Raw genomic sequence first — 13,250 nt, forward strand, 5'->3', positions numbered from 1 at the left:
GGCCCCGCCTACTTGCCCTGCCAGACAGGTGCGCGCTTCCCAATGAAGGCTTCGACACCCTCTTTTGCATCGGCGCTGCCAATGCAGATTTTCTGCAAGCGGGCCTCTTCGGATATGGTCGCCGACAGATCCTGCTCCAGCGCAAAATTCAGGGATTCCTTGGCATACCGCAGGGCCAGCGGGGCCTTGGCAGCGAGTTCCTGCGCCCAGGCGAGTGCCTCCGCGACCAGGGCATCCGCAGCGACCACGCGGTTACACAACCCGAGTTCACGACAGCGCTGCGCGGCCAGTTTCTCGCCGGTGACAATCAGCTCGTAGGCGCGCTTGCGACCCAGCGTCCTGACCAGATGCCAGGTGGCACCGCCATCGGGGACCAGGCTGATGGCCGCGAAGGCCTGATACACGTAGGCGTTTTCGGCCATCACGGTAAGATCGCAGCCCATGGCGAACGCGCTGCCCACACCTGCCGCAGCGCCATTGACGGCGCTGATCCAGGGTATCGGCGCTTCGTGGATGGCCAGCAGCACCGGCTTGTATTCGCTGTTGAGCTGGTGCTCTACATCGAAATCTGCGCCAGTCACTTCACCCAGGTCTGCACCCGCCGAGAACGCCCGCCCGGCGCCGGTCAGCACGGCGACGCGGATACCCGGGTCCGCATTCACTTCGTTGACCGCCAGCAGTATGTCGCGCCGCAGCGCCGCGTTGAACGCATTCAGGTTATCCGGACGGTTCAGGCTGACCAGGGCAACCTGGTCGAAGCGCTCCACCGTCACTGTTTCATAATTCGCCATGCTTATTTCCTCATTGCCCTCAGTTTCAGCCAATAGTGCCTGCGTCACGTAGTGCGCGAATCTCACTCTCGGCGAATCCCATGGCGGCCAGTGTAGCAGCCGTATCCTCGCCCAGGGCACGCGGCCCGTGCGCAACGCTGGAAGGCGTGCGACTGAAACGCGGCGCCGGGGCCGGCTGGGTGACGCCATCCACCTCGATGTAGGTGTTTCGGGCGACGTTGGCCGGGTGACTGGGTGCCTCCGTGAAGGACAGTACCGGCGCAAAGCACACGTCAGTGCCCTCCATCAGTTCACACCACTCGGCCTGTGTTTTCTGCTTGATGATCGCCGCCAGCTTTTCTGTCATCTCTGGCCAGCGCGCCGCGTCGTGCTGGTTCGCAAAGTCCGCTTCGGGCAGCTCAGCGAGCTGCATCAGCAACGCGTAGAACTGCGGCTCAATCGAACCCAGGGAGATGTAGCGACCATCGGCACACTCGTAGGTGTCGTAAAAATGGGCTGCGCCGTCCAGCAGGTTGGCCTCGCGCTGGGAGGCATCCCAGGCACCAACCGCTTCAAAGCCGTGGAACATCCACATCAACTGCGCCGCGCCGTCGACCATCGCCACGTCAATCACCTGACCCTTGCCCGAATTGGCCGCCTCCAGCAGAGCCGCCAGCACACCGTTCACCAGCAGCATGCCGCCACCACCCATGTCGCCGACCAGATTCAGCGGCGGCACCGGCTTTTCGTTGCGACGGCCGGTGGCAAAGAGTGCCCCGGTGAGGGAGATATAATTGATGTCGTGCCCTGCAGCGCGTGCCAGTGGCCCGTCCTGCCCCCAGCCGGTCATGCGTGCAAACACCAGACGGGGATTGCGCGCCATGCAGGCATCCGGCCCGATGCCCAGCTTTTCGCAGACTCCGGGGCGATAGGGGTCGATGACGACATCCGCATTCTCAACCATGCGCAACAGCGTCTCGACGCCTTCCGCCTGCTTGAGGTTCAGCACGACGGACTTCTTGCCCCGGGCACTGACGTCTTTCAACTGCTTCAGATCGGCAGCATTGGCACGCTCAATGCGAATCACCTCGGCACCCATGTCGGCCAGCATCATGCCACCCATTGGGGCAGGGCCGATGCCGGCCAGTTCGATTACGGTAAATCCGTTCAAAGGTCCCATGGTGACGCCCCCCTAGCGCGGCTGCATGCGGATGGCGCCATCCAAGCGGATGCATTCGCCATTGACGTAGTCGTTCTCGGCGATGAAAACCGACAGGTGCGCAATCTCCTCCGCGCGACCAAGGCGACGCGGGTAACAGACACTGCTGGCCAGTGAATTGTAGGCCGCTTCCGGCAGGCTTTCGAACAACGGCGTGTGGATCAGGCCCGGCACGATAGTGTTTACCCGGATTCCGTAACTCGCAAGGTCGCGCGCCATGGGCAGCGTCATACCAACAATACCGCCCTTGCTGGCGCTGTAGGCCAGCTGGCCAACCTGACCCTCCATCGCCGCGATAGACGCCGTATTGATAATGACACCCCGGCCGTCGTCGCCGTTCACCGGCGCGTTCTTTGCCATCTGCTCGGCGGCATAGCGGGCGACATTGAAGGTGCCCACCAGATTCACGTTGATCACCGGCAGGAACTGGTCCAGCGGGAAGGGCCCATTCTTGCCCAGGGTTTTGCAGGCGCTGCCGATACCGGCGTAATTGTTGCAGATGTGCACCGCGCCGAAGGTGTCGACAACGCCCGCCACCGCCTCACGCACCGAGTCTTCATCGGCCACGTTGACACTCCAGAAGGCGACGTTGTCGGCTCCGAGGGTGCTGATCACCTCCTGCGCGTTGGCTTCATTCAGGTCGAAAATGGCGACCTTGACGCCTTTTGCCACGTAGGCTTCGACTGTGGCCCGGCCAAGACCGGACGCACCGCCGGTAACGATGGCTACTTTTCCTTTCAAATCCATGATGTTCTCCTGCTCGATATAGTCAGTGTTGCTGTGATCAGAAATTCCGCGTGTTGAACGGCGTGTAGTTGTCCGAGAGACAGTCACGGCTGATGATGATCTTCATCACCTCGGAGCTGCCTGCGTATATCGTCGAGATCTTGGCATCCGTGCACTGGCGGCTGATCGGGTATTCATCCATATACCCGGCGCCGCCGTGCAGCTGCACACCGAGGTCCGCAGCGGCAACCTGCAACTCACTGGTAACCAGCTTGGCCTTGGCGGCGTCCACAGCCGTCAGCGCGCCATTATTAAACGCGCGCACGCACTGGTCGACAAAAATCTGTGCAATATCGAGCTGTGTACGCATTTCCGCCAGTTTGAACTGGGTATTCTGGAACGCCGCCAGCGGCTTGCCAAAAGCCTTGCGCTCGCGCACGAACTCTGCGGTCAGATCCCAGGAGAGCTGCGCCGCCGACAGGTAGCCACAGGCTCCGATCAGGCGCTCCTCCGCCAGCCCCTCCATCAGGTAGATAAACCCCTTGCCAGGCTCGCCCAGGACATTGGCCTTCGGCACCTTGACATCGTTGAAGAACAGCTCGGCGGTATCCTGCGCCTTCAGGCCCATCTTCTTCAGGTTGCGCCCACGCTCAAAGCCCTCCATACCCCGTTCAACGAGAAACAGAGTCATGTGATGGGGATTGTTTTCGGGATCGGTTTTTGCGGCAACAATCACCACATCGGCGTTGATGCCGTTGGAAATATACGTCTTGGAACCGTTCAGCACCCAGTGATCATCATGCTCCACCGCGCTGGAGCGCATGCCGGCCAGATCGCTGCCGGCGTCGGGCTCGGTCATGGCAACAGCGAGAATGCACTCTCCACTCACGCAGCGCGGCAGAAAACGCTGGCACTGCTCCTCATTGCCGAAACGGGTGAAGTAGGGTCCAACCAACCGACTGTGCAGCGTGCTGTACCAGTCCCCCGTACGCGCGTAGGCCGCCTCCTCAATGATGATCTGCTCGAAGCGGAAGTCCGGGTCTCCCATGCCGCCATACTTCTCTTCCGGCCACACCATCAGAAAGCCCTTCTCACCGGCCTTGCGGAAAGCAGAACGGTCGACAATGCCTGCCTCTCGCCAGGCCTCCATATGTGGCACAATCTCCGCAGCGAGGAACTTGCGGTAGGCATCACGGAACATGATCTGCTCGTCCGTGAAATCGCGTTGCAACATGATCAATTGCCTCTGGTAGTTACAGGAACAACACCGCAGTATGGTGAGCATGGAACAGAGCAACAATGACCCGTGCAGACAATTTTATTGACTTAAACTGACAGCCCTCTGCGGCCGAGCCCTAGCCCGACATGACGAGTAGCCTGTTCGATACCATCAACGCCCTGCACTACGGCGCAATGTTTGCGCTGGTCGGGTCCCAGTTGTTCATTCTGCACGTGTTGAGTGGTGTTAGGCCACCCCCCGCAGGGCTGGGGCTGTTCACCCTCTATTTCCTGCTGGCACTGTTCGCCGGCGCAGCCGCAGCAGTGACCGGTCTCACGGCGTTCTCTGTGCCGCCGTCCGTCCCCTTTGTCGCATCACTGCTGAGCAGCAGCCTGCTGCTTCTCGCCGGTATGTCGCGCAGTGCTGCGGGCACCGGCCGTGTGCTGCTCGGGCTGCTGGTCGCTGCCAGCAGCCTGGGTGTACTGGCGCTGGCGCCACCGCGCTCCGCACAGGTCTATGCTGCAAGCAGCATCCTCCTCGGCGGTGCACTGGCTGTGCTGCATGCGCGGCGCAGCTGGCGCGAACGCAATGCGGGGGACGCGCTGGTCGCAGTGGCCGGGCTCCTCCTGTGCCTTGCAATGCTCGAGTCCTTGCGCCAGCTGCACACCGGAACACCCCAGCCCTTTGGCGGCGCCGCCGCGACACTGCTGGGGGCCGCGCACGTGCTCATTGTCCTGGGCTATCTCGCTGCGGTTCTGCTGGAACAGCAAGCGCAACTGCGACGCATGAATACACTCGACCCATTGACCCGGCTGCTCAATCGACGCGGTCTGGAAAGCGCACTGCACGTCACCCTGGCGAACGCTGCCCGACACGGGCAGCCCACCGCGGCGATCATGCTGAACATCGACCACATGCGCCAGCTGAACAATAATTTCGGTGACGGCGCAGGCGACCGGGCACTGCAGCAGGTGGCGCGCTGCCTTGAGGCGGAATGTCGCGCCAGCGACGCCATTGCCCGCTACGACGACGACACCTTCCTCGCTGTCCTGCCCAACTCCACCCTCGACTCGGCCCGCAGGCTGGCCGAGCGCATCCAGCAGCACCTTGCCACCTCAGGGCTGCATGTCGATGAGCACCCCATACCCCTGACCGTGAGCCTGGGCGTCGCCGACACACGGGCCGAAGGCACGCTGGAACAACTCTGCGCCGACGCTCGACGGGCGCTGACGCTCGCCAAGCACACCGGGCGTAATCGCGTGGCGGCTGTCGAGCACAAACCGATGCAGATCTCGCGCAATGGCAGGCCCGCCTGATGCGTGACCTGTCGATCTCGGTGTACTTTGCGCGTGCAGTGCTGCGCAACGCGGTGGCGATTGGGCTCGACCCGATGGAGCTGCTGCGCAAGAATCGCATCTCTCCGCGACTGCTGCTCGAGGAAGGTGCGCGCATTTCCATCGAGCGCTACGCCGACCTTCAGGTGAGTACCATGCTCGCCATGCAGGATGAATCCCTCGGCTATTCCTCGCGCCGGCTGCCCATCGGCACATGGTCCATGATGTGCCATGCGGTGATCGGCTGCGAAACGCTGGGGCAGGCTCTGAATCGCTACTGCCGCTTTTTCCAGCTGTTCGACTCGTCGCCCTGGCCCGGTTTTATCGAAGAGGCGGACGCAGTTCAGCTGCGTCTGCAGGCGCATGGCACCACCGCGCTGGAGCCCTGGCCCGTGGAGCTCATGCTGTTCAATGCCCACCGGTTCGGCAGCTGGCTGGTGCAGGAGCACCTGCCGATCCAGGCAGTCAACCTGAGTTACCCGCCCGCAGCACGCCCAGAAGACTATCGGCACATGTTCCTCGCCAATCCGGTTCACTTCGAGGCCGAACACTGTGAACTGGTGTTCTCGGCGAACCTGATGGAAAAGCGCATCACACAGTCTGAGCAGGGACTGCGTCACTATCTGCGGCACCCGGCACTGATGATGCTCACCCAGGATTTCCCGCGCAACAGCTGGACTGCGCGGGTTCGCGACCAGATCCGCCACAGCCTGCACGAAATGCCAGAGTTGAGCACCGTTGCCGAGATCCTGGATATTCACCCGCAGACACTGCGGCGTCGACTCTCCGCCGAGGGCACCACCTTCAAGGACATCAAGAACCAGCTGCGGCGCGACACGGCGCTGCACTATCTCGGCAAACAGGGCATCTCGATTGAGGAAATTGCCCACCGCTCGGGTTTCTCCGAGGCCAGTGCGTTTATCCGCGCATTCAAGAGCTGGACCGGCCTGACGCCCTACACCTACCGCAAGGGCCTCTAGGCGCACCCTGCGATCACAGTCGCAATTGCCGTATAGTAGGCAGCCGACCATGACTTCTGGAGGTCAATCCGTGTACCGCGTCGTGAAAGGGCTGTTGTTTGCCTGGGTCGTGTATCTAGCCTGCAGCGTGCTGATTGTACTGCCGGCACTCAACATCCTGCCGCACCGATTCCTGCAGGATCACTACGGTCGACAACTGGGTACCGAACTGATTCTCTTCAACCCCTTTACGCTCGCTGTCGAGGTGCGCGAAGCGACACTCAGCGAGCCGGAGGGTGGTCCATTTCTGGCCTTCAGTCATGCCGAGGTAAATCTGTCACTGGCCTCACTGGCCGGGCGTGGCCTGGTGCTGGATGGCGTCGCCCTGGACGGTCTCGACCTGCATCTGAGACGGCAGGCAGGCGGCGCGCTGAACATCGCCGACTTCCTGCCACAGAACAGCGATAGCGAGCCGGCGGAAAAGGACACTGCGCTGCCCGGCATCACCATCGGAGAGCTGTCCCTCGACGCCACACGCATCGCGGTAACCGATCACCTGCACCCTGATACCTACAGCACGCACCTGGACGGATTCAGCTTCGCGATAACGGATCTGTCGACGGTGAAGCCAGGGGGCCAGCCCTACCAACTGCGCGCCGGCACCGAGGGTGGCGGCGAGCTGCGCTGGGAGGGCGAACTGTCCATCCCCGCCGGGCAGAGCAGCGGCCACCTGCAACTGAAGCACATCGACCTGCGACCCGCGCTGCGGTTTGCCGGACCCTGGGTAGCCTTCGAGCTGCACAGCGGACAGCTTGACCTGGGGCTCGACTACACGGTGGACTGGTCGGAGGCACTGCGCTACACCGTAGCGGGCGGCGCCCTGACACTCAGCGACATCACCCTCGCGCCCGAACAGGTGGCGCAGCTGCCGGACACAGGGATCACACTGCAAACCCTTCAGGTGACCGGCGTTGCCGTAGACAGCACACCGCAGACAGTCACCCTGGACAGGCTTGGCATCAACGGACTGACGGTCGAGGGCTGGAGCGAAGGGAACCGTGTCAGCCTGACCGACATGCTGCTGCCCGTCGCTGCGGAGCAGGCCCCGGGCACCACGCCGCAAGCGCCCGCCGAACCGACAGAGATGGGTTGGACACTGCGGCTCAAACTCGCCGCCCTGCAGCAGGGCGAACTGCGCTGGCGCAGCGAGTTCACCGACCCGGCGCTGCTGCGCTTTACACCTGTCACCGCCGAACTGCGGAACCTGCACTGGCCCGCTACCGCGCCTTCGGCGCTGACCCTGTCACTTAAGGTCAATGACGCGGCCCGTGTCGACCTCGCGGGTGCACTGCATGCAGGCGACGGCTCCGGGGATATCGCCTTCGCCCTGGAGGCGCTCCCCCTGGCCTGGTTCGCCCCCAATCTCCCCGATGTCCTGCAGGCCCGGATCAGCAGCGGCGAGGCGCGCACCAGCGGCACCGTACAGCTGCTGAACTTCTTTCCCGAGAGTATCACTGCGGACGGGGCTGTCAGCGATTTCTCCATGCGCCTGCGCGGTGCGGAAAATGCGCTGACCCGCTGGGACAGCGTTTCCTGGACCGGTCTGGCGGTGCAGCCTGAGGCACGCAGCGTCAACCTTGCCGAACTCCACATCGAAGGCTACGAAGGCCAGTTACACATTGAGGAGGATGGACAGATCAACCTGCAGCGCCTGCTCGCTGAGAACGCTGCGAACAGCGCAGAGGCACCGGATGGGGACGCGCCGCAAGACGGGGGGGAAGCCGTCGCGGCGGCCGAGCCCGAAGCCGCATGGACAGCTGACCTGCCGGCGATCTTTGTAGCCAACAGCACGCTGGATTTCCTCGACGAGTCGCTGCCCATTCGCTTCCGCGCGGTGATTGGCGACCTGGATGGCACGCTCAGCAACCTCAGCACCCGCCCCGGCCAGGCACTGACAGTGGACCTTAAGGGCTCGGTGGACGGCTATGCACCGGTAACGCTTGAGGGCACGGCGAGGCCGTTACAGAGCCCGCCTGCACTCGACCTCGCCCTGCACTTCCGGGGCCTGGACATGTCGCGCCTGACGCCCTACTCGGGCACCTATGCCGGTTACGCGATCGAAGATGGCGTGATGACCGCTGACCTGCAGTACGGCCTGGAGGATGACCGTCTACAGGGCAACAACCAGATCGTCATCAAGCAATTGCAACTGGGGGAACGGGTGGACAGCAGCAAGGCGATGGATCTGCCCCTGCGACTGGGGATTGCCCTGCTTACCGACAGCAACGGGGTTATCGATATCGCCGTGCCCGTCAGCGGCGATGTCAACAACCCCCAGTTCAGCCTGGGCAGCGTCATTGCCGGCGCCTTTGTCAACCTGCTGACCAAAGCGGTTACCGCGCCCTTCGCCCTGCTTGCGAACCTCGTGGGCAGCAGCGAGGATCTGGACACCGTGGATTACGCCGCTGGCAGCAGCGCGTTGGACACACATGGCGAGGGCAAGCTGCGAGACCTCGCCGCCGCCATGCAGCAAAGGCCGGAATTGCACTTGCAGATTAGCGGCCGCCTGGAACTGGACAGCGATCGCACGCAGTTACAGCGCCAGCTGTTCGACGCCGCCCTGCTTGAGGCCGGCCTGGCCGTCGAAGACATCCGCGACCGCACGCGAGCCTGGGAAGATACAATACGCGATCTCTATGGCGGGCTTGCGCTGCCTCCCCCGAACGGAGAGACGGCAGACGCACCGTCCGTATTACAACAGGCGCGCATCGTCCGCGACCAGTGGCCAGTACCTGACGCGGCACTGGTGCAACTCGCGCAGCAGCGCGCCGCCACGACGCGGGACTTCTTGCTGCAGACAGGCGTCGATGCGTTGCGACTGGAGATCGTGCCGGCGGAGAACAGTGACACCGCAGAACCTTTCAGCGGCGTCGAGCTCGCCATCACCGTGGACTGATGCGGCGCTACTGGCCAACCGGTATCAGCAAACCCTTGCAATAGCGGCACAAATAGCGGGCGCGCCCCTCGCGCATGCGGTTGTGGCGCACCGTCGAGACCGCGTGCTCACGACAGCCGCAGTGGTAGGGATGGCGCTGCTGGCGGCGCATCGGCACCCCGTCCAGCGCCAGGTCGAAGGTCACCTTCGGCGGCACGCCGAAGAGCTGCATCATGCGCCGCCACTGTGGTCCATGTGGTTTCAGGCGCCGGTTCGGGTAGTGCACATGCACCGCGTAATGAGCGACCTCATGAGGCACGGTGTGTTGCAGGTTCTCCTGAAAATGCCTGGCAAAGATCCACGGGTTGTAGCGGATGCTGCACAGCCCGCGCTGTACACGGAACATGCCAGCCGTGCTGCCACGCAGGTCGAAGAGGACCACAGGCTGCGGCAGAGAACGCTGCAGCAGCAGCGCGGCCTGGTCTACCCAGCGCTGCGTTGCCTGGACCACCTGCCCGCGCTGCACCGCGTCAATCGGCTCAATGGGCACCTGCCCGTTGTTATCGGCGTTCAACATGCACCTAGTGTACCTGCCTTCGCGGCGGCTGTTCACTGCGCCTGTTCATGGCACAGTGCCAGCCACTGGCGCAGGGCGGCAGTGTGAAACTTCTGGCGGTGCAGAACGATATGCAGGCGCCGCGTGAAATCACGTCCGGGGACGCGTAAGGGAACCAGTGAACCCCGGGCAAAGGCCTCCACCAGACTGATTCGCGACAGGCACCCCACCCCGAGACCCGCTTCCACAGCGCGCTTGATAGCCTCGGTATGCTGCAGTTCCAGGACAATGCGCAGCGCGGGCAAAATACCGTGCATGGCGCGGTCGAAGGTTTGTCGGGTACCTGAACCGGGCTCGCGCACGATCCAGTCCAGCCCCAGCAGGTCGTCATCCGATAGCGCCTGTTTTCGCGCCAGCGGGTGGCCGGGAGCGGCGAACACGGTCAGTTCATCCATCTGCCAGGGTTCACAGCTCAGGTCAGGGTGACTCAGTTCCCCTTCTACCAGGCCGATATCCAGCGCATAGTGTGCCACCCTGTCGGCGATCGCTGCGGTGTTCGCAACGCTGAGCGCCACGTCGGCCGCTGGATAGCGGGCGCGGAAGGCGGCGATCATCGGTACTGCGAGGTAGTTGCCAATGGTGAGCGTGGCCCCCACCTGCAAGCGACCGCTGACCTCCTCGCCTGACAGCGCCTGCTCCAGCGCCCCCGCGCGCGCCAGCAGTTCCTCGGCCGCCGGACGCAGCTGGCGGCCCAATTCGCTCAGGCGCAGCCGCTTGCCCACCCGGTCAAACAACTGCACATCAAATTGCTGCTCGAACTCGCGCAGTGAACCACTGGCTGCGGACTGGGACATCGCCAGTGCCGAGGCCGCGCGGCTGATGTTTTCATGCTGTGCCGTGGCCACAAAGACCTCCAGCTGCCTCAGGGTGTAACGCATGCAGCGCCCATATATCTTTAAAACCGATATATTATATTCATAAAACTCGTTTTACCAATATACAAATGCCGCCTACAGTTGCGCCATCACGTCAACACGGGCAGGAGATCAGCAATGGCCACGCTACTGCGGGAACGGGTCACCGATGTACACCACTGGACGGACCGCCTGTTCAGCTTCAAGACCACGCGCAACCCGGGGTTCCGCTTCGAGAACGGCCACTTCACCATGATTGGGCTGGAGCGGGAGGGGCGCCCCCTGCTGCGGGCCTACAGCATGGCCAGCGCCAACTATGAAGACCAGTTGGAGTTCTTCAGTATCAAGGTCGCAGATGGTCCACTCACCTCGCACCTGCAGAACATCCGTGTCGGCGACGAACTGCTGGTCAACAGCAAGGCGACGGGAACGCTGGTACTCGACAACCTCCTTCCCGGGCGTAACCTGTACCTGCTGGGTACCGGCACAGGGCTGGCCCCTTTTCTCAGCATCATCAAGGACCCTGCCATTTACGAGCGTTTTGAGCGCGTCGTTCTGGCCCACGGCTGTCGCAACGCCAGCGAACTCGCCTACCAGGACACCATCACCCGGGGGTTGCCCGAACACGAGTACCTCGGCGAGGAGATTCGCAGCAAGCTGACCTACTACCCTACCGTGACCCGGGAACCCTACCGCAATACCGGGCGCCTGACCGACCTGCTGGGGAATGGCAAATTACCCGCGGATGTGGGCCTGCAGGACATTGACCCGGAACACGACCGCTTCATGCTGTGTGGTAGCCCGAGCATGCTGAAAGACATGGGGACGCTGCTCAATGCACGGGGCTTCCACGAATCGCGCCACGGCAAGGCGGCGCACTACGTGATCGAGCGCGCCTTTGTGGAAAGCTGATCACTGCGCGTCCTCCACGCGCAGTGTCTCGCGGAGCTCCCGCTTGAGAAACTTGCCACTGGCGTTTCTCGGCAGCGGCTCCGCCAGGAACCAGATATGGCGGGGAACCTTGAACGCAGCGAGCTGACCGGCGCAGTGGGCACGCAGCTGCGTGGCGTCGAGCACCGCACCCGGGTGTAGATGCACGGCAGCGCCCACCTCCTCGCCGAGTCGTTCATCGGCGACGGCAAACACCACACACTCCGCCACGGCATCGTGCGCAAAGAGGGCGTTTTCAACTTCCGCACAGTAGACGTTTTCGCCGCCTCGCAGCACCATATCCTTGGCGCGGTCGACCAGAAAAATAAAGCCGGCTTCATCAATCCGGGCGATGTCGCCGGTATGCAGCCAACCCTCAGTGATCGTCTCCGCTGTCGCGTCCGGCCGGTTCAGATACCCCTTGATCACCGGCGCGCCGCGCACCCACAGCTCGCCAATGGCATTGACACCCAGGTCCTCACCGGAGGGCCCTACGCACTTGACCTCCAGGGTAGGCATGGCTGGCCCGACACTGGCTGGCTTGTCGACAAAGAAATCCGCGGAAACCGCAGCGATGATGCCGGAGGTTTCCGTCATGCCGTAGCCGGTATTGGGCCGGGCGGCGCGCGACCGGGTCTGTATTTTTTCCACCAGATCAGGCTGCAACGCTGCGCCTCCGCCGCCCAGCACCAGCAGTGACGAGGTGTCCCGACGGGCAAAATCCGGGTGCATCAGGATTTCTCGGGCCATCATCGGCACCCCGGTGAAGCTGCTTATGGCCTCCGCTTCAATCAGGCGCAGCGCCTCGGCCGCATCCCACTTGTACATGTGTACCAGCTTGCCGCCAGCCAGCGTGGTGGCATGGGCAACACAGTTATTCGCGGTCACGTGAAACAGCGGTGTCGCCAGCAGGGCATTGGGCGCGGGCGCGGAGCCGGGCGCCGGCGGCGGCTTGCCACTGGCCAACGCAGCCGCCATGGGCTGTACCGTATTGATAAATGCCACATTCATGACATTGGCGACACAGCCCCGGTGCGTCAGGCGTGCCCCCTTTGGTCGTCCGGTGGTACCGGAGGTGTAGAAAATACAGGCGTCATCGTCCGGATCGATGCTGACGGCGGGCATGTCCGGTGCCGCATTGACCAACTCCGTCCAGTCGGTGGCCCAGTCCGGCGCCTCATCCTGCAGACGCACGGCAACCACGTTGAGCGCGGGGAAGTGCTCACGGATTTCGGAAAAGCGCTGCAGCCGCTCACGGTCACAGATGAGCAGCGTCGGCGCCGAGTCTTCCAGCGCATAGGCCATTTCCTGCGCAACCCACCAGGCATTCATGCCAACGACCACGGCTCCCATCGAGGTCACGGCCCAGTAGGCGAGCATCCACTCGGGAAAATTGCGCATGGCAATCGCCACACGATCACCCGGGCGCACCCCGGCATCGTGCATCCAGCGTGCGATGCTCGCGGTGAACGTGTGTGCTTCGCTGTAGGTGCAGCGCTCGCCGCCGTATACCAGATACTCCCGGTCCGCATGACCTGCGGTGCTCAACCAGATTTCCCGCAGCGAGGGCGGCGCGTGCCGATAATTGCGGATTGGCACCCCACGAACCGTCACGGTTTCGACTTCAAACGGCTGCCCGGGGGCTGTCAACTGTTGCCATGCCTGCTTCAAATGCTCGTACACGCGTA

General features: G+C 63.0%; 11 protein-coding genes. 4 read left to right on the forward strand and 7 right to left on the reverse strand.

The genetic code is table 11. The annotated features are described in order from the left end of the window. Positions 1-8: 8 nt before the first annotated feature. The 4 genes from AACZ17_RS01225 to AACZ17_RS01240 are packed head-to-tail and all read right to left on the reverse strand — an operon-like array spanning position 9 to position 3,949. Positions 9-791: an enoyl-CoA hydratase/isomerase family protein gene (locus AACZ17_RS01225; protein WP_290744350.1), complete on the reverse strand. Its 783-nt coding sequence runs from the start codon at positions 789-791 to the stop codon at positions 9-11. A 25-nt stretch (positions 792-816) separates the two neighbouring features. After that, positions 817-1,950: a CaiB/BaiF CoA-transferase family protein gene (locus tag AACZ17_RS01230; protein WP_290744352.1), complete on the reverse strand. Its 1,134-nt coding sequence runs from the start codon at positions 1,948-1,950 to the stop codon at positions 817-819. Positions 1,951-1,962: 12 nt separating this feature from the next. Beyond that, a complete protein-coding gene (locus AACZ17_RS01235; protein WP_290744353.1) occupies positions 1,963-2,736 on the reverse strand; it encodes an SDR family NAD(P)-dependent oxidoreductase in 774 nt (257 codons plus the stop codon). Between the two features lie 37 nt (positions 2,737-2,773). Further along, on the reverse strand, positions 2,774-3,949 hold the full coding sequence (locus AACZ17_RS01240) for an acyl-CoA dehydrogenase family protein (RefSeq protein ID WP_290744354.1): 1,176 nt from the start codon (positions 3,947-3,949) through the stop codon (positions 2,774-2,776). Between the two features lie 131 nt (positions 3,950-4,080). Between AACZ17_RS01240 and AACZ17_RS01245 the strand changes: the two genes are divergently transcribed. Genes AACZ17_RS01245 through AACZ17_RS01255 form a run of 3 tightly spaced genes read left to right on the forward strand, consistent with a single transcriptional unit; the run spans position 4,081 to position 9,183 of the window. Then, positions 4,081-5,250, forward strand: a complete 1,170-nt coding sequence (locus tag AACZ17_RS01245) for a GGDEF domain-containing protein (protein ID WP_290744355.1) — start codon at positions 4,081-4,083, stop codon at positions 5,248-5,250. Then, a complete protein-coding gene (locus tag AACZ17_RS01250) occupies positions 5,250-6,248 on the forward strand; it encodes an AraC family transcriptional regulator (RefSeq protein WP_290744356.1) in 999 nt (332 codons plus the stop codon). The genes AACZ17_RS01245 and AACZ17_RS01250 overlap by 1 nt, the downstream gene beginning before the upstream one ends. Before the next feature lie 49 nt (positions 6,249-6,297). Further along, positions 6,298-9,183 (forward strand): DUF748 domain-containing protein, encoded by a 2,886-nt coding sequence (locus AACZ17_RS01255; protein ID WP_290744357.1) that lies wholly within the window; start codon positions 6,298-6,300, stop codon positions 9,181-9,183. A gap of 7 nt (positions 9,184-9,190) precedes the next feature. On the opposite strand, the gene AACZ17_RS01260 is transcribed toward AACZ17_RS01255, so the two are convergent. After that, positions 9,191-9,739, reverse strand: a complete 549-nt coding sequence (locus AACZ17_RS01260) for a SprT-like domain-containing protein (RefSeq protein WP_290744359.1) — start codon at positions 9,737-9,739, stop codon at positions 9,191-9,193. A gap of 32 nt (positions 9,740-9,771) precedes the next feature. Further along, the gene (locus AACZ17_RS01265; protein WP_290744361.1) at positions 9,772-10,656 is read right to left on the reverse strand and encodes a LysR substrate-binding domain-containing protein; all 885 of its coding nucleotides are present in this window, start codon (positions 10,654-10,656) and stop codon (positions 9,772-9,774) included. A gap of 114 nt (positions 10,657-10,770) precedes the next feature. Between AACZ17_RS01265 and AACZ17_RS01270 the strand changes: the two genes are divergently transcribed. Beyond that, on the forward strand, positions 10,771-11,544 hold the full coding sequence (locus AACZ17_RS01270; RefSeq protein WP_290744363.1) for a ferredoxin--NADP reductase: 774 nt from the start codon (positions 10,771-10,773) through the stop codon (positions 11,542-11,544). Here AACZ17_RS01270 and AACZ17_RS01275 read toward each other — a convergent pair whose 3' ends face one another. Further along, on the reverse strand, positions 11,545-13,245 hold the full coding sequence (locus tag AACZ17_RS01275; RefSeq protein ID WP_290744365.1) for a class I adenylate-forming enzyme family protein: 1,701 nt from the start codon (positions 13,243-13,245) through the stop codon (positions 11,545-11,547). Positions 13,246-13,250 lie beyond the last annotated feature (5 nt).

This window comes from uncultured Haliea sp., assembly GCF_963973825.1.
GTDB lineage: Bacteria > Pseudomonadota > Gammaproteobacteria > Pseudomonadales > Halieaceae > Haliea.